Origin of the sequence: Sinomonas atrocyanea (genome assembly GCF_030812675.1) — a bacterium.
GTDB classification, from domain to species: domain Bacteria; phylum Actinomycetota; class Actinomycetes; order Actinomycetales; family Micrococcaceae; genus Sinomonas; species Sinomonas atrocyanea_B.
In genome coordinates, this window is sequence record NZ_JAUSTE010000002.1 from 166,422 (window position 1) to 191,633 (window position 25,212).

25 protein-coding genes are annotated in these 25,212 nt (G+C 73.6%); 7 read left to right on the forward strand and 18 right to left on the reverse strand.

Annotation, left to right across the window (positions count from 1 at the left end; translation table 11 throughout):
- Positions 1–137: 137 nt before the first annotated feature.
- On the reverse strand, positions 138–872 hold the full coding sequence (locus tag J2W20_RS04555) for an ArsR/SmtB family transcription factor (RefSeq protein WP_307004996.1): 735 nt from the start codon (positions 870–872) through the stop codon (positions 138–140).
- A 57-nt stretch (positions 873–929) separates the two neighbouring features.
- Positions 930–2,597: a DUF7059 domain-containing protein gene (locus J2W20_RS04560; RefSeq protein WP_307004997.1), complete on the reverse strand. Its 1,668-nt coding sequence runs from the start codon at positions 2,595–2,597 to the stop codon at positions 930–932.
- 51 nt (positions 2,598–2,648) lie between these two features.
- On the opposite strand from J2W20_RS04560, the gene J2W20_RS04565 reads away from it, so the two are divergent.
- Positions 2,649–3,239, forward strand: a complete 591-nt coding sequence (locus J2W20_RS04565; protein ID WP_307004999.1) for a hypothetical protein — start codon at positions 2,649–2,651, stop codon at positions 3,237–3,239.
- On the opposite strand, the gene trhO is transcribed toward J2W20_RS04565, so the two are convergent.
- On the reverse strand, positions 3,226–4,173 hold the full coding sequence (gene trhO, locus J2W20_RS04570; RefSeq protein WP_307005000.1) for an oxygen-dependent tRNA uridine(34) hydroxylase TrhO: 948 nt from the start codon (positions 4,171–4,173) through the stop codon (positions 3,226–3,228). The two genes, J2W20_RS04565 and trhO, sit on opposite strands and share 14 nt — an antisense overlap.
- Positions 4,174–4,266: 93 nt before the next feature.
- Between trhO and J2W20_RS04575 the strand changes: the two genes are divergently transcribed.
- Both J2W20_RS04575 and J2W20_RS04580 read left to right on the forward strand, forming a co-directional pair.
- The gene (locus J2W20_RS04575; RefSeq protein ID WP_307005001.1) at positions 4,267–4,956 is read left to right on the forward strand and encodes a GNAT family N-acetyltransferase; all 690 of its coding nucleotides are present in this window, start codon (positions 4,267–4,269) and stop codon (positions 4,954–4,956) included.
- Between the two features lie 58 nt (positions 4,957–5,014).
- Positions 5,015–7,360: a DEAD/DEAH box helicase gene (locus tag J2W20_RS04580; protein ID WP_307005003.1), complete on the forward strand. Its 2,346-nt coding sequence runs from the start codon at positions 5,015–5,017 to the stop codon at positions 7,358–7,360.
- A gap of 25 nt (positions 7,361–7,385) precedes the next feature.
- On the opposite strand, the gene J2W20_RS04585 is transcribed toward J2W20_RS04580, so the two are convergent.
- The 7 genes from J2W20_RS04585 to ssd all read right to left on the reverse strand — a co-directional run bounded on the left by J2W20_RS04585 (position 7,386) and on the right by ssd (position 12,588).
- The gene (locus J2W20_RS04585; protein ID WP_307005005.1) at positions 7,386–7,805 is read right to left on the reverse strand and encodes an Rv3654c family TadE-like protein; all 420 of its coding nucleotides are present in this window, start codon (positions 7,803–7,805) and stop codon (positions 7,386–7,388) included.
- The gene (locus tag J2W20_RS04590) at positions 7,802–8,185 is read right to left on the reverse strand and encodes a TadE family type IV pilus minor pilin (protein WP_307005006.1); all 384 of its coding nucleotides are present in this window, start codon (positions 8,183–8,185) and stop codon (positions 7,802–7,804) included. Before J2W20_RS04590 ends, J2W20_RS04585 begins: the two co-directional genes overlap by 4 nt.
- Complete coding sequence (locus J2W20_RS19190; protein WP_373457963.1) at positions 8,182–8,535, reverse strand: DUF4244 domain-containing protein; 354 nt, start codon at positions 8,533–8,535, stop codon at positions 8,182–8,184. The genes J2W20_RS04590 and J2W20_RS19190 overlap by 4 nt, the downstream gene beginning before the upstream one ends.
- A gap of 315 nt (positions 8,536–8,850) precedes the next feature.
- Positions 8,851–9,465: a type II secretion system F family protein gene (locus J2W20_RS04600; RefSeq protein WP_307005008.1), complete on the reverse strand. Its 615-nt coding sequence runs from the start codon at positions 9,463–9,465 to the stop codon at positions 8,851–8,853.
- The gene (locus J2W20_RS04605) at positions 9,462–10,247 is read right to left on the reverse strand and encodes a type II secretion system F family protein (protein WP_307005010.1); all 786 of its coding nucleotides are present in this window, start codon (positions 10,245–10,247) and stop codon (positions 9,462–9,464) included. Before J2W20_RS04605 ends, J2W20_RS04600 begins: the two co-directional genes overlap by 4 nt.
- Complete coding sequence (locus tag J2W20_RS04610; protein ID WP_307005012.1) at positions 10,244–11,422, reverse strand: TadA family conjugal transfer-associated ATPase; 1,179 nt, start codon at positions 11,420–11,422, stop codon at positions 10,244–10,246. Before J2W20_RS04610 ends, J2W20_RS04605 begins: the two co-directional genes overlap by 4 nt.
- Positions 11,419–12,588, reverse strand: coding sequence for a septum site-determining protein Ssd (gene ssd / locus J2W20_RS04615; protein WP_307005014.1), 1,170 nt, complete (start codon positions 12,586–12,588; stop codon positions 11,419–11,421). The genes J2W20_RS04610 and ssd overlap by 4 nt, the downstream gene beginning before the upstream one ends.
- 114 nt (positions 12,589–12,702) lie before the next feature.
- On the opposite strand from ssd, the gene J2W20_RS04620 reads away from it, so the two are divergent.
- Entirely contained in the window at positions 12,703–14,376 is a 1,674-nt protein-coding gene (locus J2W20_RS04620) for a bifunctional 3'-5' exonuclease/DNA polymerase (RefSeq protein WP_307005016.1), read from the forward strand.
- A gap of 21 nt (positions 14,377–14,397) precedes the next feature.
- On the opposite strand, the gene J2W20_RS04625 is transcribed toward J2W20_RS04620, so the two are convergent.
- From J2W20_RS04625 to J2W20_RS04635, 3 genes are read right to left on the reverse strand one after another with little or no spacing between them, the layout of a single operon-like run.
- Positions 14,398–15,075 carry an NUDIX hydrolase gene (locus J2W20_RS04625; protein ID WP_307005018.1) on the reverse strand — a complete coding sequence of 226 codons (678 nt, stop codon included), beginning with the start codon at positions 15,073–15,075 and terminating at the stop codon, positions 14,398–14,400.
- On the reverse strand, positions 15,072–15,920 hold the full coding sequence (gene nth, locus J2W20_RS04630; protein WP_307005446.1) for an endonuclease III: 849 nt from the start codon (positions 15,918–15,920) through the stop codon (positions 15,072–15,074). Before nth ends, J2W20_RS04625 begins: the two co-directional genes overlap by 4 nt.
- 32 nt (positions 15,921–15,952) lie before the next feature.
- Positions 15,953–17,389: a hypothetical protein gene (locus J2W20_RS04635; protein ID WP_307005020.1), complete on the reverse strand. Its 1,437-nt coding sequence runs from the start codon at positions 17,387–17,389 to the stop codon at positions 15,953–15,955.
- Positions 17,390–17,715: 326 nt separating this feature from the next.
- On the opposite strand from J2W20_RS04635, the gene acs reads away from it, so the two are divergent.
- A complete protein-coding gene (gene acs / locus J2W20_RS04640) occupies positions 17,716–19,701 on the forward strand; it encodes an acetate--CoA ligase (protein ID WP_307005022.1) in 1,986 nt (661 codons plus the stop codon).
- A gap of 101 nt (positions 19,702–19,802) precedes the next feature.
- Here acs and J2W20_RS04645 read toward each other — a convergent pair whose 3' ends face one another.
- Positions 19,803–20,747 carry a plastocyanin/azurin family copper-binding protein gene (locus tag J2W20_RS04645; protein ID WP_307005024.1) on the reverse strand — a complete coding sequence of 315 codons (945 nt, stop codon included), beginning with the start codon at positions 20,745–20,747 and terminating at the stop codon, positions 19,803–19,805.
- Between the two features lie 275 nt (positions 20,748–21,022).
- Between J2W20_RS04645 and aroQ the strand changes: the two genes are divergently transcribed.
- Entirely contained in the window at positions 21,023–21,490 is a 468-nt protein-coding gene (gene aroQ, locus J2W20_RS04650; protein ID WP_307005026.1) for a type II 3-dehydroquinate dehydratase, read from the forward strand.
- Here aroQ and J2W20_RS04655 read toward each other — a convergent pair whose 3' ends face one another.
- A complete protein-coding gene (locus J2W20_RS04655) occupies positions 21,491–22,663 on the reverse strand; it encodes a MarP family serine protease (RefSeq protein WP_307005028.1) in 1,173 nt (390 codons plus the stop codon).
- A gap of 179 nt (positions 22,664–22,842) precedes the next feature.
- Between J2W20_RS04655 and J2W20_RS04660 the strand changes: the two genes are divergently transcribed.
- Positions 22,843–23,520, forward strand: a complete 678-nt coding sequence (locus J2W20_RS04660; RefSeq protein WP_066500145.1) for a Crp/Fnr family transcriptional regulator — start codon at positions 22,843–22,845, stop codon at positions 23,518–23,520.
- A 92-nt stretch (positions 23,521–23,612) separates the two neighbouring features.
- On the opposite strand, the gene J2W20_RS04665 is transcribed toward J2W20_RS04660, so the two are convergent.
- From J2W20_RS04665 to J2W20_RS04675, 3 genes are read right to left on the reverse strand one after another with little or no spacing between them, the layout of a single operon-like run.
- On the reverse strand, positions 23,613–24,551 hold the full coding sequence (locus J2W20_RS04665; protein ID WP_307005031.1) for an NUDIX hydrolase: 939 nt from the start codon (positions 24,549–24,551) through the stop codon (positions 23,613–23,615).
- Entirely contained in the window at positions 24,535–25,047 is a 513-nt protein-coding gene (locus J2W20_RS04670; protein WP_307005033.1) for a RidA family protein, read from the reverse strand. The genes J2W20_RS04665 and J2W20_RS04670 overlap by 17 nt, the downstream gene beginning before the upstream one ends.
- Positions 25,044–25,202, reverse strand: coding sequence for a DUF4177 domain-containing protein (locus tag J2W20_RS04675; protein WP_084249599.1), 159 nt, complete (start codon positions 25,200–25,202; stop codon positions 25,044–25,046). The genes J2W20_RS04670 and J2W20_RS04675 overlap by 4 nt, the downstream gene beginning before the upstream one ends.
- Positions 25,203–25,212: the final 10 nt, after the last annotated feature.

Consider the following 25,212-nt stretch of genomic DNA (forward strand, 5'->3'; position numbering starts at 1 on the left):
CTCCCGTGCCCTGGCAGACCCGGAGCAGGCCGGCGTCGTGGCACGAGGGGGCGCGGCGGAGCGCCGCGCAAGTCCCTAGTTCACCATACGACGGCCGCCCACGCGCAAGCCGGGCCTGGAGCTGTGGACAGCCGGCCTCAGGAGCCCGCGACGGCGGCGGGGTGCGCCGCGCCGCCCGAGGACGCCCGCCCCGGGGCTTCCGCGCCGGGCTTGCGGGCCGCGCCCCGGCGCGCGGCGGGGCGCCGCCCCTCGCCCGCCTCCTTGGGCGCAGACTTCACCGCCTCGCGCACCTCGGGCAGCATCGACCAGACGAAGTACATGCGCTCGGTGTCCTCGTCCCCGGGATGCTCCTCGAGCTCGAACTCGTCCATGAGCTCGAGCATCCGCTGCTTGAAGCGGGCCCGCTGCTCGAGGGTGAGCTTGAGGACGTTGCCCGAGATCATCATGACGGGGGACTCGTCCGGCTCGCCTCGCCGCCGGGCCGCGTCGCGGTGCTTGGCGTGGCTGGCGATGCGCGTGCGCAGCGAGTCGATCTCCATGTCGATGATCGCGAGGCCCGGGGTCTGGCCGGTCGTGGCCGTGTCCAGGTTCAGGTCGGTGCCGGCGGCCTTCCAGCGCCGCTCCCGGCCGTCGCCGTCGCTCGGCGCGTCCACCACGATGCCCCACTTCTTCAGGGCGCGGAGGTGATAGCTCATCGCACTCGGGGTGAGCCCGGTGAACGCTGCCAGTTCGGTGGCGGTGCGGCTTTCCTGGCTCGAGTAGAGCTCGTTGATGGCCTCGAGGCGGGCCGCGTGGGCGAGCGCGCGGATGGCCTTGGGGTCTGTGATCCGGACCGGGTTCTCGGTGCGGGAACTGCGCTTCTTGTCCGTCATGCTGCTTTTTCGTTGTGCCGGTATTGGAGTGTAATAAACGCCACACTCGGGGCGATGTCAAGCTGTCTCTTCACGGTTTGCCCTCCCCGCGTCATGGGCGTCTCCGGCGGCGGTTCCGGCCGGGTCTCCGGCCCCGGTTCCGGCCGGAAGGAGGAAGCCGTCGGCGACCAGGTTCGCGGCCTCGGCGAGGAGGCCCGGGCGGAAGCCCTCGTCGTCGCGGTCCAGGAGCGCCGCGAGCGCGGACGCGATCTGCCCGGCCGTGAGCCCGCCGTCGCACGCCGAGACGAAGCCGGCCAGCTCGGTGCTCAGCAGGCTCGTGCGGCGGAACCCCGCGCCCTGGCGCAGGAGGATCACCCCGGGATGCTCCGCCCCGGGCCGCTGATGGCGCTCCTCGGTGACGTCGTCCGCGACGACGAGGCGCTCGGCTGCCAGGTCGGGGTGGGCGGCGAGCCAGTCGGCACGCTCCACGGCCGAGGCCCAGTGCGGCCCGATCGGCTGCTCGAGCGGATGGGTGAGCTCCTCGAAGCGGTCCAGGCGGGCCTGGCCCGGCGCGGGGCGCCGCAGCCAGATCGCGCCGAAGCCGATCGCGGCGGTCCCGCGGGCCGCGAAGTCCGCGAGGTAGGCGGCGTAGGCCTCCTCGTAGGCGGCGGCGTCGCGCTGCTGCGAGGCGTCGGCGAGCCACGTCTCCGCGTACTGCCCGGGGCCGACCTGCTCGCGCTGGAGGACCCACGCGTCGACGTCCGCGGGCACCCAGGAGCGGACGCGCCGGTGCCACGGTGCGCCGGCCGGGATCTCCCAGTTGCCCAGCAGCTGCGCGGTGCCTCCCTCGGCCAGCACGGCGGGCAGCCCCGCCACGAGACGGGCCACGAGCTCGTCCCCGGCCAGCCCGCCGTCGCGGTAGGTGAACTGGTCCTCGGCCCGCTCGCCCGGGCCCCGCGGGGTGATGACGAACGGCGGGTTGGAGACCACGAGGTCGAACAGCTCCCCCGCGACCGGGCCGAGCAGGCTGCCGCGGCGGAGCTCGACGCGGTCTCCGAGGCGCTTCGGGTCGAGGCCGAGGACGCCCGCGTTGAGGACGAGGTTGAAGCGGGTGAACGCGAGCGCCCGTTCGGAGATGTCCGTCGCGACCACGTGGCGCGCGTGGCCGAGCAGGTGGAAGGCCTGGATCCCGCAGCCGGTGCCGAGGTCCAGCGCGCGCCCGACCCGGCGTCTGGCCGTGGTCTGGACGAGGGTGGTCGAGGCGTGCCCGATCCCCAGCACGTGGTCCGTGCGGAGGACCCCGGCACGCTGGTGGGCAGCGAGGTCGGAGGCCACCCAGATCTCCTTCGCCCCGTCGCCGGCGTCCCATGCGTAGGGGCGGAGGTCGACGGCCGCGGCGAGCCCCCCGCCGTCGGCCGCCGGCTCGGCCAGCCCGAGCGCGCGGAGGCCGTCCGCACCGAGCGCGGGGAACACGGCGTCGAGCCCCGCCGCCGGCAGGGGCCGGGCGAGGAGGAAGAAGCGCACGACGGCGCCGAGCGGGGTCCGCGCGGGATCCTCGCCGGCGGCGCGGGTCGCCGCGAGCGCCGGCACGATCTGGTCTCGGGAGAGGGCCGCGTGCGCCTCGGGGCCGAGGAGCTCGGCGACCGCGTCGACCGTGTAGTGCGCGGCGGCGAGGTCGTGGGCCAGCGCGCGCAGCAGCTCGGGCCGGTCTGAGGCGGGGGCGTCGTCCGGGGTGGTTGAACTCACTACGGAAGTCTAGGCGGATCCGCGCGGCCGGTGCGGGGGCAGAATGGTCGCATGAGCCGCTCCGCCGCCGCGCGACCCGCCAGGGCGAGGACCCTGCAGGCTTGCCTCGGGGTGCTCCTCGCGGCCGGCGCGTCCGGCTGCGCGTACCAGTACGACGACGGGCTGCCGCCCCTGGGCCAGCGCAGCGCCGCGGCGGCCGCCTCGGCGGCGGCCAGCGCGTCGGCGGCGGCCGCCGAGCACGACCGCAGGTCGCGGGTGGCGCGGGGCATCGCGACGGCCGCGCCCCTGGACCAGCCGCTGGCCGGGGAGGCCCTGCAGGCGTGGGCGTCCACGGTCCTGCCGGACACCTCGGGGGTGTCGCTGGCCCGCGACGCGAGCACGGCGTGGCCGGGCAGGCCGGCGCGGCGCATGGGCGTCGCGGCACAGCCGGGCCCGGCGACCCTGCGCGTCGCGTGCCGGGGCGAGGGCCTGGCAGACGTGCGCCTCACCGCGGGCGACGTGCAGCTGCTGGACTTCACGTTCGCGTGCAACCGCCCGTGGTCGCGGCCTGTCGAGGTCCCGGCCGGGGGCCGTCTCGACGTGCAGTTCAGCGCCCCGGGCGACGCGGCCGCCAACGTGGCGTACCGGCTCACCCGGCCGTGACGCGCGCGGATGCCCCTTCTGCCGCGCCTTCCGCCTGCTGGCACCCGTCCGGGCACCGGAGGGTCTCGGGGGACGAGGCGCACTGCGGGCAGTAGAGGGTCAGCCGGCGGCACGCGGGGTCGGAGCAGTTGTGGAAGTCGGGCGTCGGAGCGGCGCAGCGCGCGCACCGGCCGATCGTGGCGGCGTCCTCGCTGAACTCGAGGTGCATGCGCCGGTCGAAGACGTAGAGCGAGCCTTCCCACAGGCCGGCGTCGCCGTAGGCCTCGCCGTACCGCACGATCCCGCCGTCGAGCTGGTACACCTCCCGGAAGCCGCGGCGCCGCATGTGCGCGGTGAGGACCTCGCAGCGGATGCCGCCCGTGCAGTAGGTCACGACGGGGCGGTCCTTGAGGTCGTCGTACTTGCCGGAGTCGAGTTCGGCGAGGAAGTCGTGGGTCGTGGAGGTGTCGGGGACGATCGCGCCCTTGAAGCGTCCGATCTGTGCCTCGAAGGCGTTGCGCCCGTCGAAGAACACGACCTCGCGCCGGGCGTCCTCGGCGGCGCTGCCCGAGGCGACGAGGTCGTGGAGCTGCTCGGGGGTGAGCCGTTCGCCGCCGCCGACCACGCCCTCGTCGCCGACCTCCAGTTCGCCGGGCGCGCCGAAGGACACCAGCTCGGGACGCGCCTTCACGGACAGGCGGGGGAAGTCCGCGGCGCTGCCCTCGGACCACTTCACGTCGAGGTTCCGGAACCCGGGGTACTCCTTGGTGGCCCGCAGGTACCGCTTGACGGCGCTGAGCTCGCCGCCCACGGTGGCGTTGATGCCGTCCGGGGAGACGATGATCCTGCCCCTGACTCCGAGCGCCTCGCAGAGGGTTCGCTGCCAGAGCCGGACTGCCTCGGGGTCCGCCAGCGGGGTGAAGCAGTAGAAGAGGACGATACGGTGCAGGGCCACCCATCAAGGGTACCGGCGGCCCCGCCGCGGCCCCGGTGACAGTTCTGTCACGGCCCTTATCAGGCTCGCGTCGTTGCGGTTATCGTCATGGCTATGGGAGAGCCATCGCTGAGCGAACTTCTGGGCATCTGGGTCGAAGGCTGGGCCTCCACGCGCCACTATCCGGTCCAGGACGTCGGGGCGTTCAAGACCGTGCAGCTCACGGACAAGTCCGGCGACTGGGAGGCCTTCGCGGCCGATCCGAGCGAGCAGGAGTTCGCCGGGCTCGCCGCCTTCGTCGCGGAGTCCTCGCCCCGGCTGATGACCGTGCTCACCGACGACCTGGGCGCCTACCGCGCCCTCGGCGAGAAGCACGGCCTCGTCGTCCTCGCCGCGGACCAGGAGCTCATGATCATGGACTTCGAGGGCAAGGACGTCGAGGCGCCCTGGCTCAACGACGACGAGCTCAAGCTGACCACCGACTACGAGGACCACAGCGCCACGGTGACGGTCGCGACCGCCGACGGCACGCTGGCCGCGCGCGGCCACGTGGCCGTGGCGCACGGGTACGCGGTGTTCGACCGGATCATCACCGAGCCGGCTTTCCGCCGCCGGGGCCTGGGCAGCTTCGTCATGCGGGCCCTCACGGCGGCGATGAGTGAGCACAACCTCGACCAGGGACTGCTCATCGCGTCCACCGACGGCCAGCACCTCTACCACCACCTCGGCTGGAGCGACGTGTCCCAGGTGCTGGTGCTCACCAACGCCGGCAACACCCAGGGCGGTTCGCTCTCCGCGGACTGAGACCGCCCCCGGCGCCCCACGGTCCGGCGCGTCCGGCCGGTGCTGGAAGAATGCTGGTGTGGCCGCGCACGACTCCCTCCTCTCGCTCCTGGGCCGGTCCTCGGCCCCGGAGGAGCTGCGGCATCTGCGCACGATCCCCGCACGATCGGCCCGGTATGCGCCCTGGCCGGCGTGGGCCCACCCGGACCTGGTCGAGGCGTACCGGCGCCTCGGCGTCGAGACGCCCTACATCCACCAGGTCGAGGCGGCCGACCTCGCCCACGCCGGCCGCCACGTGGTGCTCGCCACCGGGACCGCGTCGGGCAAGTCCCTCGCATACCAGCTCCCCGCGCTGGACGCCGTCCACCGCTCGGAGCTGCGCGTGGCAGAGCAGCCCGGACGGATCCACGACGACGGCGCCGCCGTGCTCTACCTGTCCCCCACCAAGGCGCTGGCGGCCGACCAGCTCACGGCCATCCGTTCGCTCGGGCTGCGCACGGTCCGCGCCGAGACCTACGACGGCGACACCGAACAGTCGGCCCGGCGGTGGATCCGGGACCACGCGAACGTCATCCTCGCCAACCCGGACATGCTCCACTTCGGCATCCTGCCGAACCACCCCTGGTGGGCCGCGTTCTTCCGGCGCCTGAAGTTCGTGGTCATCGACGAGGCCCACTCGTACCGCGGCGTCTTCGGGTCGCATGTTGCCAACCTCCTGCGGCGGCTCCGGCGGGTCTGCGCGTACTACGGCGCCGCCCCCGTCTTCATCGCGGCCTCCGCAACCTCCGGGGACCCGGAGGGCTCGGTGGGGCGGCTGATCGGCGACGCCGTCACAGCAGTCACCGAGGACGGCTCGCCGCACGGGGCCACCGAGGTGGCCTTCTGGGAGCCGGCCCTGACCGACGCCCGCGGGGAGAACGGCGCTCCGCAGCGGCGCACGGCGATCGCCGAGAGCGCGGATCTGCTGGCCAACCTCGTCTCGGCACACGTGCGGACCATCGCCTTCATCAAGTCGCGCCGCGGGGCCGAGACGATCTCCTCGATCGCGCAGCGGCTCGTCGACGAGGTCGATCCGAGCCTCCCCGGGCGCATCGCCGCGTACCGGTCCGGGTACCTGCCGGAGGAGCGGCGCGAGCTCGAGCGGCGGCTGCGCTCCGGGGAGCTGCTGGGGGTCGCGAGCACCTCGGCGCTGGAGCTCGGCATCGACATCTCGGGGCTCGATGCGGTCCTCGTGGCGGGCTGGCCCGGCACGCGGGCCTCGCTGTTCCAGGAGATCGGCCGAGCCGGGCGCTCGGGCCAGGACGCGCTCGCTGCGTTCGTCGCCAGCGACGACCCCCTCGACACCTATCTCGTGAACCACCCGGAGGCGATCTTCGACACCTCGGTCGAGGCCACCGTCCTCGATCCGTCCAACCCCTACGTCCTCGGCCCGCACCTGTGCGCTGCCGCGGCCGAAAGGCCCATCACCGCCTCCGACCTCGCCCTGTTCGGCCCCACCAGCGAGCGCCTCCTGGACCAGCTCGTGGCCCAGGGATACCTGCGGAAGAGGCCGGGCGGATGGTTCTGGACCCACCCGGAGAGCGCCGCGGGCATGGTGAGCCTCCGGGCGGACGACGGCGGCCCCGTGAGCATCATCGAGGCCGAGACCGGACAGCTGCTGGGCTCCATGGATTCGCCCCAGACGCACTACCAGGCCCATCAGGGCGCCATCTATGTCCACCAGGGCGCGAGCTACCTCGTGGAAGAGCTCAACGAGGCCGAGCACTGCGTGGTGGTCCGGCGGGTGAACCCCGACTACTACACGACCGCGCGGGACCTCACCACGGTCGAGGTCCTCGGCGAGGAGCGCAGCGAGCAGTGGGGCCCGGTGGGCGTCCACTTCGGCGAGGTCAGGGTGACGACGCAGGTCGTCTCCTTCCAGCGCAAGGCGCTCATCTCCAACGAGGTCCTCGGCGAGGAGCCGCTCGAACTCGGCGCACGGGACCTCTTCACCAAGGCGGTCTGGCTCACCCTGCCCGAGCCGACGCTCGCGGCGGCGGGACTGATCGCTGCGCAGTTCCCCGGCGCCCTCCACGCCGCCGAGCACGCGTCGATCGGCCTCCTGCCCCTCGTCGCCTCGAGCGACCGGTGGGACGTGGGCGGGGTGTCCACCGCCCTGCATGCCGACACTGAGCAGCCCACCATCTTCGTCTACGATGGGCACCCCGGCGGGGCGGGCTTCGCCGAACGCGGGTTCGAGCGCATCAGGGTGTGGCTGCGGGCGACCCTGGACGCCATCGAGGCCTGCGAGTGCGACGCCGGGTGCCCCTCGTGCGTCCAGAGCCCCAAGTGCGGCAATAAGAACAACCCCCTGGACAAGGCCGGGGCAGTGGCCCTCCTGCGTGCGGTCCTCCTCCAGGCGGACCTTGCCGCCGAGCTGGTCTGACCCAGGCTGGCTGACCATCCGGGCCTCACCCGCTGCCAGGACTGGGCGGGGGCCCGGCCCGTGCACGCGCCACGGCGGGACCCCAGAGGGCGCCCGTGTCCAGCTCGACCGTGACCCGGACAGTGCTCCCGGGCTTCTCCACGGTGCAGGATGCGAGGGCGGCGCCGTTGAGCTCTGCCACGCTCTGGGCCGTCGCGCATGCGGCCCCGGGACGGAGGCCGCGCTCGGCGTCGGCTGCGGCGAGCGCGGCCAGGTCCGCCGCCGCGCCGGCCCGCGATGACGCCGCGAGGGCCTGGCCGAGCAGCACGAGGGCGGCACAGGCCAGGATGAGGACCATCCCGAGCCCGAGGGCCAGGACCGTTCCCGACCCGGCCTCGGCGCACCGGCTGCTGGCGCAGTCGGCCCGGCGCACGCACCCGCCGCCCGGCGTAGGCGTGCGGCTCACGGCGGGGCCTCCCTGCTCAGGCTGGCGGTGGCCTGCGCGCGCAGCCCGGCCGCCGCCGCCACGGGTCCAGGCACCGCAGTGCTGACCCGGACGGTGACTACTCCGGCAGAGGCATCGATCGAGTGCTCGGTGCCGGCTCCGGCGACCCGGGCGATCTCGCGCGCCACCGTGCCGGGGTCCTCCCCTCGGGCGACCGCACGCGCGCCGGCCCTCGCAGCCTCCTCCACTCTCACCTGGCACACGGCCGCGGAGAGGGCGCCGAGGAGGAAGCCGAGCAGGAGGATCACAGCCGGGACCGCCACCGCGAACTCGGCGGTGACCGAGCCCCGCGGGGACGCCGGGCCCTCGTGGGCGCCGGCGGCCCCACGGACCCGCCTCACGGCAGTGCGAGGGCTTGGCGGATGATCGCTAGGAGGAAGCCCCGCACCTCGTCACTGCGCATGATGACCACGAGCAGGCCCGCGAAGGCCACGGCGCCCAGGGTGGCAATCGCATATTCCGCCGTTGCCATCCCGCGCTCCCCAGCGGCCCTGCCCTCGAGCCAGAGCCGCAGGAGCTGCACACGGACGGCTGTCCTCCGCCGCACCCGGGTGCCCAGGACGCGCGACCGGCGGCGGGGCCTCCGACGCACTCCACGGCCGTCCCGCGGCCCGGGCAACGCGGCCGGACGGGCTCCGAGCTCGGAAGCGCGCGCGGCGGCCTCCTCCCGGTCCTGGCCGCGCCGCTCCACGCTGCGCGGGCCGCCCGGAGGGAACAGCTCGATGATCCGGCAGGTCTCCCCCGACGCCCCGAGGGCGTCGGGCCGGGGGCCGGCACCCGGGGCGAGCTCGAGCCGTGCGGGTTCGCCGGATTGGTCGGGGCGGGCCCTGACGCCGTTCCGATGTGGCAGTGCGGACATGGTTCCTCCTTGATGGGTCGGACGCAGCCGTGGTGCAGGCTCCAGGGAGGGGCGTGCCGGCGCGCCGTGGGATGCCCTGCCTCGCGGCGGGCCGTGGCGCCGTGGGCGCCGCCTGCCCGAGGTGGACAGGAGATCGTGGCGGCGGGGTCACCCGCCGGGCAGCATCGCCAACAGCACCGGCACGACTCCGAGGCATAGGAAGGCCGGAAGGGAGCAGACCCCTAGGGGGATGACGAGCCGGACCCCCAGTGCGGCAGCGCGCTTCTCGAGCTCGCGGTGCCTGCTCCGCCGCAGCTGCCGTGCCCGCGAGTACAGCAATTCGGCTGAAGGGGCTCCGGTGGACGCCGCGAAGCCCAGGGCCTCACGGAGCTCGTCGATGGCGGACCCGGGCACCGCGTCAGGCCACGCATGGTCCCAACCGGTCCCCAAGCGCAGGGCAGCGGAGGCCCTCAGCAGAGCAGGGCCCGGTCCGTCGGCGACGCCGGCAGCCACCTCGAGCGCCCGCGGCAGGGCCAGGCCCGCCTCGAGCATGGCGCCGAGCAGCTCGAGCAGGAGGGGCACCTCATCGGATCGTGCGGCCAGTCGTCGCCCTTGGCCGCCGGCCCGGTGGGACAGCGTCCGGCCGTCCTCGCCCGCGAGCGCCGCCTCGCCGATGGCGGGCTGGACACCCAGAAGTCGCTCCGCTCGCCGTCGGCCGCCCGCGAGCGCGAGGGCGGCTCCCGCCCCGGCGGCAGCGAGGCCGAGGGCCAGGAGGGCGCTCATCGTGCCTCCGACGCGGACCGCACGAGCCGGTCCGACCACCAGCGCCCGGCCACCGTCAGCGCTGCCCCGAGGCCGAGGCACACCGCCCCCAGCGGCGTGGAGAGCAGGATCCCGAACGGGTCCGCGCCCATCAGCATCCCGAGTCCGAGCCCTGCCACGGGGAGGACGCTCAGCACCTTCGCGGTGGCCCGGGGGCCGGCGAGGGCCACCGCCCGTGCTGCAACCGCGTCTGCGTCGGCCTCGAGCTGGGCCGCGAGCCTCTCGAGGACGTCGGCAAGGGCACTCCCCGAGGCCTCCGCGGCCTCGATGCAGGCCGCCACGCTGCGCCAGATGCCGGGCACCGCTCCGGCGGCCCGCGGAGAGGAGGGATCGCGGTCGCCCACCGCCGCCCGGAGGGCCGCCGCGACCGGGCGCCCCAGGTCCGCGGCCATGGCGGCCGACCGCAGCATACGAGGGGTGAGGTCTGCGCTCCCCCGCTCCCCGACCCGGTATGCCGCGGCGGCCTGCCGCCACATCTGCTCCGGCGTGCGGCCCGCGCGCAGCAGGGCGGCGAGCTGCCCGACCAGGATGGCCGCGTGCTGGAACTCCTCGGCCGGCCGCTCACTGTGCCTCCCCGCGCCGAGTCCCGCTCGTCGCGGGTGCAGCCGCTCGGGCCCCCGGGGGACACCGTGGGTGCGGAGGCGGCGCCGGTACGCGCTCGTCGCCCCTGGCCCGGCGCCGAGGCGCCAACTGGCGAACAGCAGCACAGCGATCGTGGCACCCACGACGGATCCGACGCTCACGCGGCCGCCCCCAGCGCGCGGGGAAGGGCCAGTTCCGCGGCGAGCCGGACCCAGCCGGGTCCCGGTTCCGAGGCCCGGGCCGTCCCGGAGACGCGGCGCAGGGCATCGGTGACCGTGAGCCCGTCCGGTCCTTGGGTGACCACGGCAATGCTCGCGACCCGTCGTCCCTCCGGTGCCCTCTCCAGGTGCACTACAGCGTCCAGGGCACTCGAAGCCTGGAGGAAGGTGGCTTCGCGGGTGAGCCCCGCGAGCGCCCCCAGTGCGGCAAGCCGTGCCACGACGGAGGCCGCCGCATTGGCATGGACTGTCCCCGCCCCGCTGTGCCCCGTGTTGAGCGCGGAGAGGAGGTCCCGGACTTCGGCGCCGCGGCACTCGCCCACGACGAGCCAGTCCGGGCGCATCCGCAGCGCCTCCCGCACGAGCCGGCCGAGGTCAACCCCGCCGGCGCCTTCGACATTGCCATGGCGCGCTTCCAGGCCGACGGCGTGGCCGTGGTCGGGGACCAGTTCGGCGGCGTCTTCCACCAGCACGATCCGGTCGCCGGAAGGGACCAGGCCGAGGAGGGTGCTCAGCAGTGTGGTTTTGCCTGACCCGGTGGACCCGCTCACGAGGAAGCTCCTCCGCTGCGCCACCAGGGCCTCGAGCACGGTTCTCTGGTCCGGCAGCACCGTGCCTGCCGCCTCCAACTCATCCAGGGTCATCGGCCGCGCACGCCGGATGCGGATGGAGAGCAGCGTTCCGCCGGTGGAGACGGGCGGCAGCACGGCGTGGACCCGGTAGCCTCCGGGAAGCCGCACGTCGACGCACGGCGAGGAGTCGTCGAGCCGGCGCCCCGCCGCCGCCACGAGGCGGACGGCGAGGGCGCGCAGGGCCTCCTCCGAGGGGAAGGACACCGCGCTCCGTTCGAGTCCGTGCCCCCTGTCGAGCCACACGCTCTCCGGTGCGTTGACGAACAGATCCGTCACCGCGGGATCGTTGGCGAGCACCTGCAGGGGCCCGAGCCCGCGCAGCTCGGCCATGATGGTCTCCACAGCGGCGAGTGCGCCGGCTGTGCCCAGCACGCGGCCGCTGCTCTGGAGGGCAGCCGCGACCCGCGCGGGGGTCACCGGCCCCGGGGTCGAGAGCACCGATCTGCGCACTGCGTCCAGCAGCTCCGCGTCGATCTGGCCCCTCACCGCGCGACCCTCCGACCGCGGCCGGCGAGCCTGGCACCCATGGCGAGGGCCGCGGCGTCGTCCGCGGGAGCCGGCGGAACCTGCTCGGGCAGCGCCTCGAGCACCGCGGCGGCGAGCCGCCGCAGGGACCTCGAGCGCGCCAGCTCCATGAGGCGCCCGCCCTCCGCGGCGCCCGCGGCACGCCGGAGGTGCGGAATCCGGGTCACGAGCGGGCAGCCGACGAGCCCGGCCAGCTGCTCGGCATCGACACCTTCGGCCGTGCGTCCGCGGACCACGATGCCCTGCGGCACCGGGGGCAGCTCATGGACGAGCTGGGCGGCGGACAGGGCCCCGCCCAAGGTCCCGGGAACGACGACGAGGATCCGGTCGCTGGCCCATCCGAAGTCCTCGAGCCCTTCCCGCCCTCGTCCGACATCGACGACGACGAGGTCGAACGCCGACCGTGCCGCCTCGACCACCCCGGAGACCGCGGACGCAGGGACGCGAACCGCACGGCGCGGCCCTGCGGGCCAGGACAGCACCGCGGCGCCTCCCGCCCGCGGCAGCGACGCGGCGAGCTGGTCAGGGTTGATGGCCCCGCTGGCGGAGGCGAGGTCCGGCCAGCGCAGGCCCTCGAGCGGCTGCTCGCCCAGGACGGCCTCGAGCCCTCCCGCGAGCCTGTCGCCGTCCACGAGCAGCACCCGGGAGCCGTGGTGCGCCGCGGCGCCGGCGAGCAGCACCGCCGTCGTGCTGGCACCCGCGCCCCCGCATCCCCCGACGACGCCGACGACGACCCCGGACGGCCCCTCCGCGCCCCTCCTGCCCAGGAACTCCACGAGCCAGCCAGCAGCCTCCGGCAGCTCGGCCACATGGTCGATCCCGAGTGCCGCCGCCCTGTCCCAGAGCAGACGGCGCTGGCCCGCACCGCCGACGAGGACGGTCGAGCCGCGCCGCTGCGGCGGTACCTCGCCGACGTCGGCGCCGAGCAGCACCAGGTCCGCTCTGGTCCAGAGGCCTGCGTCGCCTCCCACAGCCGGGACCCCCTCGAAGACGACGCCTGCCACCGCCGCCGCCCTCGCGCACTCATCCCGGAGGGTAGCGTCGCCGGTGACACAGCACACGACCGGCCCCGCCTCGGGGATCCATCGCCCCGTGCCGTCCGACTGTTCCTGCTCGTTCCTCGCCATGCCGTCCAGACTTCCCAGTCCGGGCATCCGCCGGAACCGACCGGGCCGCCCATGTGGACAAATCGCCTCGGATGAAGCTGTGGAGGACGAGTGAAGCCGTGCGGACAGGGAAGAATGGGAGGCGTGTACCAGCTCGTCGCCCCCGCATCGGACGGCGGAGTGCTGCTGCAGCGCCTCGACCGGGCTTGTGCACCAGCCGGTCCTGCGCGGACTGTGTCCGGCAGCGGGTTCGCAGAGCTCGTCCGGCAGGTCGATGCCCGCGAGCACCCACGGTGGGTGTGGCAGCGCACCTCCGACTGGTACCCGCGGCTCCTCGCAGCGGGCGTCGAGGTCGAGCGGTGCCATGACCTCACCCTCAGCGCCGCGATCCTCGCCCACTCGTCCTACACGGCCGGCAGCGGCTACACGCCGTCGATCCCGGTTGGCAGTCTCCTCGACGAGCCGGACGCCGGGCGGGGAGCGTGGCCCGCCCAGCACCAGGACGCCCTGTTCGAGGCCCGGCCCACCGGCGTCGGCGCCGACGCGGCCACCGCGGAACTCGCGGCCCAGCTGGCCGCGGTCGCCGCGTCGCCGCGCCGCCAGCGGCTCGCCCTGCTGCTCGCGGCGGAGTCCGCGGGGGCCCTCGCCGCAGCGGAGATGCAGCATTCGGGCGTCCCGTGGGATGCGGCAGTCCACGATGCGCTCCTCGCCGAACGGCTCGGTCCGCGGCCGCAGGGGACGGCACGGCCCGCCCTGCTCGAGGCCAAGGCCGCGGAGCTCCGCGACCTCCTGGGCGCCCCACGCCTCAACCCGGATTCACCGCAGGAGCTCATCCGCGCGCTCCACCGGGCCGGCATCGAGGCGAACACCACGCGTGCCTGGGAGCTGCGGAGGTTCACCCACCCGGCGGTCGCCCCGCTGCTCGAGTACAAGAAGATGGCGCGGCTGCTCGCCGCCAACGGCTGGTCGTGGCTGGACACGTGGGTCTCGGACGGCCGCTTCCGGCCGGAGTACGTGGTGGGCGGTGTCGTGACCGGGCGCTGGGCCTCACGCGGCGGAGGCGCGATGCAGATCCCTGCCGAGGTCCGGTCCGCGGCCCGGGCACACCCGGGGCACCGACTCATCGTGGCGGATGCCTCGCAGCTCGAACCGCGGGTCCTCGCGGCCCTGGCGGCCGATGAGGCGATGGCCGGTGCCGCGCGTGGGCGAGACCTCTACGCGGGGATCGCGGCCGCGGGCTTCGGCGGCGACCGGGCCCAGGCGAAGGTCGCCCTCCTCGGGGCCATCTACGGCGCGACCACTGGTGAGTCGGGCCGGCTGATGCCGCAGCTCACGCGCCTGTATCCGCGGGCCGTCGCGCTCGTGGAGCAGGCGGCACGGGACGGCGAGCGGGGGCTCACGGTGACGACCCACCTGGGCCGGAGCACCCCTCCCCCGTCGCCGCGCTGGCTCGCGTCCCAGCGCACCACGAGTGCCCAGGAGCAGCACCGTGCCGATGCGATCGCCCGCGACAGGGGCCGCTTCACGCGCAACTTCGTGGTACAGGGGACGGCGGCCGAGTGGGCCGAGTGCTGGATGGCCGACCTGCGGGGGAGGCTGCGGCGCATCAGGTCGCACGGTCGCCGGGCGGAACTCGTCTACTTCCTCCACGACGAGGTCGTCGTCCATGCCGAGGACGCCGTCGCCGAGGAGTGCGCCGCCGCGGTCCAGGACGCCGCGAAGACGGCCGGCCGGCTCCTGTTCCATGGCGCCCCCGTGGAGTTCCCCCTCAGCGTCGCCGTCGTCGAATCCTACGACCGTGCGAAGTAGCCGCGCCCGCGGCCGACGCGGCTAGGGGTCGACCCGGCGCTCCCGGGTCCGGTCCCAGGGGACGGCCCAGCCCAGGGCGGTGAACAGCGAATCGAGGACCATCGCGGTGAAGCCCCAGACGAGGACGCCATTGACTTCGAACCCGGGGCTCGCGAAGCGCGCTCCCCGGCGGTGGAGCACCGCCATGACGCGGTTGTCCGGGTCGAGCAGGTCCCGGACCGGGGTGCGGAACACCTGTGCGGACTCCCCGTAGTCCACCACGTCCACCGGAGACGGAGAGGACCACCACCCCACCACGGGGGTGACGAGGAAGTTGCTCACCGACATGCCCAGCGGCGGAAGCTCGCCCAGCACCTCGACCCCGGCAGGGTCAAGGCCCGTCTCCTCCCTGGCCTCGCGGAGGGCGCAGTCCACCAGGGTCGCGTCCTCGGGGTCCTGGCCTCCGCCGGGGAAGGCGACCTGGCCCGGGTGCGAGCCCAGGGTCGCGGCCCGCTCGAGGAGCAGGACGTCGAGATCGGCGGGGGCGAGGGGACGGCGCGAGACGGCCGGGACGTCGTCGAGGACGCCGAAGAGGACGAGGACGGCGGCTCTCCGCGCGGCCCCGGGCAGGGTCGCCGGGTGCCAGCGGCGGTCGAAGGGGTCGGTGTGGCCGGCGCTGATGGCGCGGACGAGCTCCGCGAGTTCGGCTCTGGCGCTCACGGGTGCCGGTCCGACGTGGCATCCGGGAGTGGCTCCGGACCCGCTGGAGACGCCGCCGCGGCGGCCAGCGTCTCCGTGCGCCGGCGGATCGCGGCGGCGTCGGAGGAGTTGGCCACCATCTCGGCGTGGAGGTCCTCCCGGCCCGGGGCCATCTCGAACCGGAGCAGGCGCCGTGCCTTGGCTGGGTCGGTCTCCCCTTCACCGAACGAGGGGCACAGGGAGGCCACCGGGCACGCGCCGCAGGCAGGCTTCCGCGCGAGGCACACGCGCCGCCCATGGAACACCACGCGGTGGGAGAGCATGGTCCAGTCCCGCGGCTCGAACAGTTCCATCACGTCCCGCTCGATCACCACGGGGTCCTCCGAGGCCGTCCACCCGAAGCGCTTGGCCAGCCGCGCGAAATGGGTGTCCACGGTGATCCCGGGGACCCCGAAGGCATTCCCGAGCACCACGTTGGCCGTCTTGCGGCCGACGCCGGGCAGCGTCACCAGTTCTGCCAGTGTCCCGGGCACCTTGCCGTCGAATTCGTCGACGACCTTGCGGGCCAGCGTGTGGATGCTCCGCGCCTTGGCCCTGAAGAAGCCGGTTGGCCGGATGATCTCCTCGATGTCGGCGAGCTCGCCCTCCGAGAGGGCCAGCGCATCCGGGTACCGGGCGAACAGGACAGGGGTGACCTGATTGACCCGGACATCAGTGGTCTGCGCGCTCAGCACGGTGGCCACCAGGAGCTCGAACGGGTCCCGGAAGTCCAGCTCGGCATGCGCGTAGGGGTAGGCCTCGGCGAGCACCCGGTTGATCTTCCGGGCCCGTCGCTTGAGCGCCAGGGGGGTCTCGTCCTGGCTCATCCGCCGGCGGCGAGGCTCGGCAGCGGTACCGCTCACGCGCGTTCGATTCCCGAGAGGTCTCGCAGGACCCCGACGCGCCCGTCGGGGCTCTGCACCACGAACTCCTGGCCACGGTCCTGGAGCGCGAGGATCCACTGCCCGGGCTCGAGGGTGAACACCGGCTGGCCGGTGGTGGCATCCACCGCAGTGCGGGGCTGGCTGACGGCGAACCAGAACGCCTCGTAGCGCGTGCCCTCGTCCTCGTACGGCCTGGTCGCCCCGATGTCCTCGGCGGCGGCGCTCCCCTGCCCGGCGACGCCGGAGTCTGTGGGCCCGCGGCCCGCGGCCGGGAACACTGCCGTGGCCGGTCCTGCACCCGCTGCCTCGACGACCTCCGTCGGGGCCACCGGTCCATCCGGCTCGGCGGACGGAGCGGGCACCGTGGGGGCCGCGGGCCGAGCGGCCGCGGCGGGCTCCGCGGAGCCGGTGTGTCCAACGGGTGCCGCGGCTTCAGCCGGGACACCAGGCTCAGCGGCGGCATCGGCCCCAGCGGAGGCACCGGCCCGAGCAGCGACACCAGGCTCGGCGGCAGTCTCTTCAGCGGTTGCCTCCCGCTCGGCAGGCTCCGCCGCGGCAGGCTCCACGGGGGCCTCCGATGCGGCGGGAGCACCGTAGGCCTCGCCGTCGGCTGCCCCGAAGACGCCGACGGCGCGCTCGGGCGCCCCATCGTCGTCGGGCGCGGGAGCGTTCGGCTCGGTGCCCGCGGCAGCCTCCACGGTCGGCGCCGGGGTCGTCCCTGCGAACGGCGCCACCGGGCCCCCGGTGCTCGGGCCGGCGCCGGGGACGGCGGCGGCCTCACCGGGCCGTCCGGGCGCCTGCGCAGCGGCCGGGCCGGTCCACTCGCCGGTGGCCGGGCTGCCCCACTCGTTCCCGGCGGCGCCGGAGCCGGCCGCAGCGCCGGCGCGTCCGCGCTGGGGCTTTGCAGCCCCGGCAGGGCGCGGCGCAGGGGGCACGGCGTCGCGCGCCATGACGTGCGCAGGCACCTCCGGCCGGCCCAGGAAGTCGACGGCGAAGACGGGGATCAGCCGCGCGATCGTGGTGGCGGCGAGCATGGCAAGGCCCCCCAGCAGGCCCACCACGGCGCCGGGCGAGAGCGTGGTGACGGTGCCGAGGAAGTAGAACGCGGCGCTCAGGACTGCGGCGACCGAGGCGAACTGGTCCACCGAGAGGGAGCCGACGCGCAGCCTCCGCGAGGGCTCGAGCCGACGCCAGGCGAACAGGGCCGCGGCCGCCACCGGGACGAGGATGCCGATCCCGAGGAAGTAAAGGCCCGCGGCGTTCCAGAGGTTCCCGACCCCGAACAGTGGCAGGAGGGAGGCCACGAACGTGATGAGCACACCCCCGAACAGGGTCAGATCACGCGTGGTGAACGGTCCGAGCACGGACTCGCTGCGGCGCCCCTCGGACGGGCTCTGGCTGGGGTCAGACATGAGTCACTCCTTCGGTCTTGAGTTCAGCCTAGCCACACCGGCACGGGCGCACCTAGGCGGCTCCGGGCGCGACGGAGGCCGCCCGACGGGATGGAGGACGACGGCGCGCGCCGGCCACTCGGCGTCGGGCGCCTACCGCCCGCCGCATGTCCGCGGCCGTCCGGCGCGGCAGTGTGACGCTCGCAACGTCGCCGCGACCCCATTGGGGCTACTGTTGACATCAGGCAGCCGGTGTGTGCGGCCTCACATCCGACGGTGGCGTCCTGCCCCGCGGCCGGGGCTGCAGGATCGGCTGGATCATGCGAGGAACGAGCCGAAAGGACACCATGGCCCACGAAACCGTCACGGGCGACGCCTTCGAGAACCTGCTCCGGGAGAAGCGCCAGTTCGCCCCCTCCCCCGAGTTCGCGGCGGGGGCGAACGTCCACGAGGGCATCTATGCCGAGGCGAACGCTGATCCCGAGGCCTTCTGGGCCGCCCAGGCGCGCGAGCGCCTGACGTGGTCGAAGGACTTCTCGCAGACCCTGGACTGGTCGGACCCGCCCTTCGCCAAGTGGTTCGTCGGCGGGGAGGTCAACGCCGCCTACAACGCGCTCGACCGCCACGTCGAGAACGGCCTCGGCGACCGGGTCGCGATCCACTTCGAAGGGGAGCCGGGCGACACCGAGACGATCACCTATGCGGATCTGACCGAGCGCGTCAAGCGCGCCGCGAACGCCTTCGAGTCGCTCGGCGTCGCCAATGGCGACCGTGTCGCCGTGTACCTGCCGATGATCCCCGAGGCCGTCGTGACGATGCTCGCCTGCGCGCGCATCGGGGCGATCCACTCCGTGGTCTTCGGCGGCTTCTCCTCCGAGGCCCTGCGCAGCCGCATCGACGACGCCGAGGCCAAGCTCGTGGTCACCGCAGACGGGACCTACCGCCGCGGCAAGCCCAGCCCGCTCAAGCCGGCGGTGGACGAGGCCCTCGCCGAGGACGGGCACACGGTCCAGCACGTCGTCGTGGTGGAGCGCAACGGCCAGGACGTGGCCTGGACCCAGGGCCGCGACCTGCGCTGGTCGGAGGTCATGGCCGCCGCCTCCCCCGAGCACACCGCAGTTGGCCACGACGCCGAGCACCCGCTGTTCATCCTCTACACGTCCGGCACGACGGGGAAGCCCAAGGGCATCCTCCACACGACGGGCGGGTACCTCACGCAGACCGCCTTCACCCATTCGGCCGTGTTCGACCTCAAGCCGGAGACGGACGTCTACTGGTGCACCGCGGACATCGGCTGGGTCACCGGGCACTCCTATGTGACCTACGCGCCCCTCGTGAACGGTGCCACCCAGGTCATGTACGAGGGCACGCCGGACTCGCCGCACCAGGGCCGCTGGTGGGAGATCGTCCAGAAGTACAAGGTCTCGATCCTCTACACCGCGCCCACCGCGATCCGCACCATGATGAAGTGGGGCTCGGACATCCCCGCCAAGTACGACCTCTCCTCGATCCGCGTCCTCGGCTCCGTGGGCGAGCCCATCAACCCCGAGGCATGGATGTGGTACCGCGAGGTGATCGGCGGCAACGGCGGGCGCCGCGAGGAGCGTGCCCCGATCGTGGACACCTGGTGGCAGACCGAGACCGGCGCGATCATGATCGCGCCGCTGCCCGGCGTCACGGCCACGAAGCCCGGCTCGGCCCAGGTTCCGCTGCCGGGCATCGCGGTCGACGTCGTCGACGAGGCCGGCCAGCCCGTGCCGAACGGGCACGGCGGCTTCCTCGTGCTCCGCAAGCCGTGGCCGGCCATGCTCCGCACCATCTGGGGCGACCCTGAGCGGTTCAAGGACACCTACTGGTCCCGCTTCGAGGGGATGTACTTCGCCGGCGACGGGGCGAAGAAGGACGACGACGGCGACATCTGGCTCCTGGGCCGGGTCGACGATGTCATGAACGTCTCGGGCCACCGCCTCTCCACCACCGAGATCGAGTCCGCGCTCGTCTCCCACCCGTGGGTCGCCGAGGCCGCGGTGGTGGGGGCCGCGGACGAGACGACGGGCCAGGCGGTCGTGGCCTTCGTGATCCTGCGGGGCGAGGCGAGCATCCCCGAGGGCGAGGACCCGGCGGCGGTGCTGCGGGCCCACGTGGGCCACGAGATCGGCCCGATCGCCAAGCCGCGCCACATCCTCGTGGTTCCGGAGCTGCCCAAGACCCGGTCGGGCAAGATCATGCGCCGCCTGCTCAAGGATGTGGCCGAGGGGCGCGACCCGGGCGACGCCACGACGCTGGCGGACCCGACGGTCATGCACAAGATCGCCCAGGACCTGCGCAAGTAGGCCCGGCGGCGCGGACGGCAAACCGTGCACGACGGCGGCGCCTCGCCCGAGCGGGCGGGGCGCCGCTGCGGTCGTTGCCGTGCAGTGCCCGGCGGTCCCCGCTAGGACCTCACGGCGATGTCCCCGACCATGCCCATCTCGTCGTGGAACTGGCAGATGTAGTGCCAGGTGCCGGCCGTGCCGAACGTCCACGTGAAGTGGTCCGGGCCCCCGCCCGCCTTGGGGAGGAGCGTGCCGGAGTCGACGGGCTTGCCGCCGGCGCGGGTGAGCTTGGTGAACGTCACCGTGTGCGGGACGACCCCCTGATTGGCGCTCATGTCGAACGTCACCGTGGTCCCGGCCCTGATGTGGTCCAGGGACGGCATGAACCGCATGACCATGGCTGTGTCGTCCATGGCCCCGACGAACACGTGCGTGGAGGTCGCCCTCTCCATCGTCTCGTGCATGAGGGCGTACCCGTCGCGGATGATGTGCCTGCTCTCCACGTGGGCGCGCCGGTCGTAGTAGGCCTGGCTGTGCGGGAGCGGGGACCCCTGGTGCCGGACGTGGACCACGATGTTCATCATCTGGCCGTGCAGGATGCAGTAGAAGGTGAAGGTTCCGTATTCGGCGAACTTGAGCTGGTACGTCCGCACGGTCGGGATCCCCGGCGTGGGCGGCGCGATCACGCCGGAGTTCATCCACCGGGCCTTCGGGTCGAACAGGGGCCCGCCGACCGGCTTGAACGCGTCGGCCTCGAGGTTCGCGATCGAGGTCGGGGGCAGCGGCGGCGTGCCGTAGCTGACCGTATGGAGTTCGGCGCTGTTGGAGAGGAACCGGATCGAGTCTGCCTGGTGGATCCAGATCTCTCCCGGCAGGAACCGCATGCCCTGGATGGCCATGTCCTTGGACTGTTCGCCCACGAGGACGTTCCACGTCTGCGGGGCGGCCGCGGAGCCCGCCCCGGCCTGCGCCGGTGCGGTGCCGAGGAGGCCGATGAGCAGGGTGAGCAGGGCCGTGGCAACCACGGCGGGCGCCCGGAGCCGGGCGCGGGATGACGGTGACATTGGACTGCTCCCATGGTGAAGCAGTGGGCCCGGGCCCTTCCAGCGAGGGCTCCGGCTCGGAAGCGCCGGCGGGCGGAGGGCGCGGGCCGGCCACGCGGCGTCGTGCACCTCCAGCGGGGGTGCCGCCGCCTCGGCGCCGAGACTGCGCCGATCCAGGGTGCTGTCCTCCGGCCCCCTCGACCTCTGGCCCCCGCGAGGACACGCCACAGGATAGACCTCCGCGGCCTGCCGGGGAAGGCCAGTCCGGCGCGGCGCGGACGCCCTAGAGTGAAGCCATGGCACAGACCCGCGGCACCGTCCTCGTCCTCAACGGCCCCAACCTGAACCTGCTGGGCACGCGCGAGCCGGAGAAGTACGGCACGCACACCCTCGCCGACATCGAGCGCCTCTGCACCGATGCGGCCCAGGCCCAGGGGCTGGACGCGCAGTGCTTCCAGTCGAACCATGAGGGCGCGCTCGTGGACGCGATCCACGCCGCCCGCGGCACGGCCCTCGGGATCGTGCTCAACGCCGGCGCCTACACCCACACCTCGGTGGCGATCCGCGACGCCGTCGCGGCCGTCCAGCTGCCGCTCGTCGAGGTGCACATCACGAACGTGCATGCCCGGGAGCCGTTCCGGCACCACTCCTACCTCAGCGACATCGCCAAGGCCGTGATCGCTGGCGCCGGGGTGCTCGGCTACCGGTTCGCGATCGAGTACCTCGCGGACCTCACGGCGACCCGCAGGCCCCTGGACGTCTAGCTACTTCCGGGTGCAGACGCCGGGCTGGACCTGCTGGCTGAGGCCGGGAGCCTTGGTGGCCACGGGGGCCAGCTCCTCCATGGTGATCGCGTAGCCGACGTTCGCCGTGGAGTCGCTCTTGGCGAAGACCACGCCCGTCACGCGTCCGTCGAGGGTCATCAGCGGGCCGCCCGAGTTGCCCTGCTGGACGTTCCCGGAGATCTGGTAGACGTTCTTGGGCACCTCGTTGGTGCCGTAGATGTCCGGGGCGAGCACCGTCGTCGTGCCCTGCACCACCGCGGGGCGGAGCTGGTAGGGGCCGCCGAGGGGGTAGCCGCCGAACGCTGCGGAGGTGCCGGCCGGGCTCGTGCCGGTCAGCTGGAGGGGCGCCACGCCCAGGCCGTCCACCGCGACCACCGCGAGGTCGTGCACCGCGTCGAAGTAGACCACGCGCCCGCTGCGGGCGCCCCCGCCGGGAAGCTCGACGACGGGCTCGCTCACCCCGGCCACGACGTGCGCGTTGGTGACGATCCTCCCCGGGGACACCACGAAGCCGGAGCCGGTCTGGTTCTGGCCGCACTGGTATGCGGTGCCGGTGATCCTGAGGATGGACGGCGCGGCGCTGCGGAGCTGGGCGGTGTCCACCGAGTCCGGGACCTTGACGGGCTGGGCCGGGGCGATGCCCTCGATCAGCTTGGGCAGGCCGTCGCCGATGACGAACGCGCGGAGGGCGGCCGCCTGCTCCTTCACGGGATCCGGCGTCGCGTCGTCGAGCGCCCGGACCACCGTGGAGCCGGCGATCTGCTGGGTGAGCAGCGGCACGCCCATGCTTGAGACGGTGAACGCCGTCATCGAGATGACGAGCGCTGCGACCACCACGCTGACCACTCCGCCGAGGCCGCGGTCGATCGCGGTGGCCCCCTTCCAGCGGATCCCCCGCCGGATGCGCTGGCCGAGCGCCGAGCCCACGGCATTGCCCGCGGCCATGAGGAGGACCGCGGTGATGATGATGCCGGCCGCGCGCCAGCCGCCGGGCGCAAGCCAGCTGCTCACGATCGGGACGGCGAAGAAGGCGGCCACCCCGCCGGCGACGAAGCCGAGGATGCCGCTCAGGCTCACGACGAATCCCGCCCGGATCCCGTTGAGGAGGTAGCCCACGAGAACGAGCACGAGGAGGACGTCGAGGAGATTCACCCTCGGGAGTCTACCGACGGGTTCTGGCGCCAGACTGGGAGGCCGGCGCGCCCCTCCCGCGCGTCCCCGCGCGGGCTGTGTGCTGTGTCGCCTGCCAAGTTCGTCACAAAAGGTCCGCGGTATCTGAAACAATGAGCCCAGCGCAAGCAAGCGAATGCAACTGACACTAGGAGACTGAATTGGACCTCGAGGTACTGCGCCGCGCACCGCTCTTCGCCACGCTCGACGACGAAGGGTTCCGCCTGCTGACGGATGAGCTCACCGAGGTGGACCTGTCGCGGGGCGCGTCGGTGTTCCGCGAAGGCGACCAGGGCGACCAGCTCTACTTCATCGTCTCCGGCAAGGTGAAGCTGGGCCGCACCTCCCCCGACGGCCGTGAGTCCCTCGTGGCGATCCTCGGCCCCGGCGAGCTCTTCGGCGAGATGGCCCTGTTCGATCCGGCCCCCCGCAACGCCACGGCGACCGCTGTGTCCGAGACCCGCCTCGCCGGCCTGAAGAACGAGGCCCTCGTCGCGCTCCTGCGGTCCCGCCCGGAGGTCTCCGCGCAGCTGCTGCAGGCCCTGGCCCGCCGCCTGCGCCGCACCAACGACTCGCTCTCGGACCTCGTGTTCTCGGACGTCCCCGGCCGCGTGGCGAAGGCCCTCCTGGACCTCGCCGACCGCTTCGGCCGCCCGGCGACGGACGGCGTGCTCGTGGCCCACGAGCTCACCCAGGAGGAGCTGGCCCAGCTCGTGGGCGCGTCCCGCGAGACGGTCAACAAGGCCCTGGCCGAGTTCGTCCAGCGCGGCTGGATCCGCCTCGAGGCCCGCGCTGTGGTGATCCTGGACATGCAGCGGCTGCGCCAGCGCTCCCGCTGAGCCCCCGCTATGTGGAAGGAGCCGGACCCCTGCGGGTCCGGCTCCTTCCGTCTGTGCGCGGCTGCGTGCGCCTGCCTCAGGCCATCCCTGCGCTATGCCTGCTCGGCGGGACGGCCGACGGCGCGCAGCGCCTCGGTCGGCGGCGCGACGGCTCCCGGGGCGCTCACCTCGAGGTAGAGCTGGCCGCCCTCCTCGACGAGCTCGGCCTGGTAGACGTGGTTGCTGCGCTTGATGTTGAGGTAGGCGATACAGCCCCTGGCCTTGGCCATCTTGGCGAGGATGATCTCGGTGGCCGGGACGAGGAGTTCCGGCAGCGCGAGCCCGCGCGTGTCCGGCTGGCCCACCTCGTCGCCGAGGGCGCTCGTCTCCTTCTCGGCCATGAGCGTGGCGGCGCTCACCCACTGGCCCCACACGCCCTTGCTCGGCAGGAGGGTGGGGGTCTGCCCGACGGGAAGCGTGGCCGCGAAGTAGCGGGTGTCGAACCGCCGGTGCGCGAAGTCGGGCGTGACCCAGTGCACGAGGGACCGCAGCAGGTCCGTCCGCAGTCCCAGGCCGCGCTTGGCGAGCAGCTCGGCGAAGCCGATCTCCTGGCCGGCGAGCGCCTCGCGGGCGCGGACCCAGTCCGCCGTGCTCGTGCCCTCGACCACGAGCGATTCGTCGGAGCCGGCCAGGAGCACGCCGGTCTCCTCGAACAGTTCGCGGATGGCGGCGACGACGTGGACCCGGGCGAGGGCGTAGTCCTCAGTCCCGAGGACCTCGGCCCACTGGCCCACGCTCGGCCCGAACCAGTCGAAGGAGTCCTGGTCGGCGTTCTCGACCGAGCCGCCCGGGAACGCGACGACTCCGAGGGGCGAGTCGCCCGTGCGGTAGGTCAGCCAGGTCTCGGTGCCGTCGGGGGCGTCGCGCACGAGGGCGACGGACGAGGCGAGACGGGGCTTGCGCGGTGCCCGGTCGGCTTCATCGAGCCAACTGCGGGCCGCGCCCTGCAGGCGCTTGGGCAGCGTGAAACGGCGCCTATGCGAAATCGGCAATCAGCTCAACCTCCACTGGGGCGTCGAGCGGCAGGACCGCGACGCCGACGGCGGAGCGGGCGTGCGTGCCGGCCTCGCCGAAGATCTTGCCGAGCAGCTCCGAGGCGCCGTTGACCACCCCGGGCTGCCCCGTGAACTGCGGGTCGGAGGCGACGAACCCCACGACCTTGACGATGCGCGTGACGCGGTCGAGGTCCCCGATCTGGGCCTTGACGGCGGCGAGCGCGTTGATGACGCACACCTCGGCGTGCTTCTTGGCGTCCTCGGCGCTGACCTCGGCGCCGACCTTGCCGGTCGCGGGGAGCTTGCCGGAGACGAACGGCAGCTGGCCGGAGGTGTAGACGGTCGAGCCGCTCACCACCGCCGGGACGTAGGCCGCCACGGGCGCGGCGACCTCGGGCAGGCTCAGGCCCAAGTCCGCGAGGCGGCGCTCGACGGCGCTGCTCACCTCGGCCTCGGCGGCCCCTTCCGCTGGTGCGGCCTGGTCGTGGCTCATGCCTGCTTCTCCCTCTTCATGTACGCGACGAGTCCGTTGCCCCCGGGGCCCGGGACCACCTGGACGAGCTCCCAGCCGTCCTCTCCCCACTGGTCGAGGATCTGCTTCGTCGCGTGGACGATGAGCGGCACGGTCGCGTATTCCCAGGCGGTCATGAGGCCAGAT

What these genes read in the sequence shown, in the direction of transcription:
- J2W20_RS04555 (WP_307004996.1), bottom strand. Translation starts at nt 872, where the DNA reads ATGACGGACAAGAAGCGCAGTTCCCGCACCGAGAACCCGGTCCGGATC.
- J2W20_RS04565 (WP_307004999.1), top strand. Translation starts at nt 2,649, where the DNA reads ATGAGCCGCTCCGCCGCCGCGCGACCCGCCAGGGCGAGGACCCTGCAG.
- J2W20_RS04575 (WP_307005001.1), top strand. Translation starts at nt 4,267, where the DNA reads ATGGGAGAGCCATCGCTGAGCGAACTTCTGGGCATCTGGGTCGAAGGC.
- J2W20_RS04600 (WP_307005008.1), bottom strand. Translation starts at nt 9,465, where the DNA reads ATGAGCGCCCTCCTGGCCCTCGGCCTCGCTGCCGCCGGGGCGGGAGCC.
- ssd (WP_307005014.1), bottom strand. Translation starts at nt 12,588, where the DNA reads ATGGCGAGGAACGAGCAGGAACAGTCGGACGGCACGGGGCGATGGATC.
- J2W20_RS04620 (WP_307005016.1), top strand. Translation starts at nt 12,703, where the DNA reads ATGGGAGGCGTGTACCAGCTCGTCGCCCCCGCATCGGACGGCGGAGTG.
- nth (WP_307005446.1), bottom strand. Translation starts at nt 15,920, where the DNA reads ATGAGCCAGGACGAGACCCCCCTGGCGCTCAAGCGACGGGCCCGGAAG.
- J2W20_RS04635 (WP_307005020.1), bottom strand. Translation starts at nt 17,389, where the DNA reads ATGTCTGACCCCAGCCAGAGCCCGTCCGAGGGGCGCCGCAGCGAGTCC.
- acs (WP_307005022.1), top strand. Translation starts at nt 17,716, where the DNA reads ATGGCCCACGAAACCGTCACGGGCGACGCCTTCGAGAACCTGCTCCGG.
- J2W20_RS04645 (WP_307005024.1), bottom strand. Translation starts at nt 20,747, where the DNA reads ATGTCACCGTCATCCCGCGCCCGGCTCCGGGCGCCCGCCGTGGTTGCC.
- aroQ (WP_307005026.1), top strand. Translation starts at nt 21,023, where the DNA reads ATGGCACAGACCCGCGGCACCGTCCTCGTCCTCAACGGCCCCAACCTG.
- J2W20_RS04670 (WP_307005033.1), bottom strand. Translation starts at nt 25,047, where the DNA reads ATGAGCCACGACCAGGCCGCACCAGCGGAAGGGGCCGCCGAGGCCGAG.
- J2W20_RS04675 (WP_084249599.1), bottom strand. Translation starts at nt 25,202, where the DNA reads ATGACCGCCTGGGAATACGCGACCGTGCCGCTCATCGTCCACGCGACG.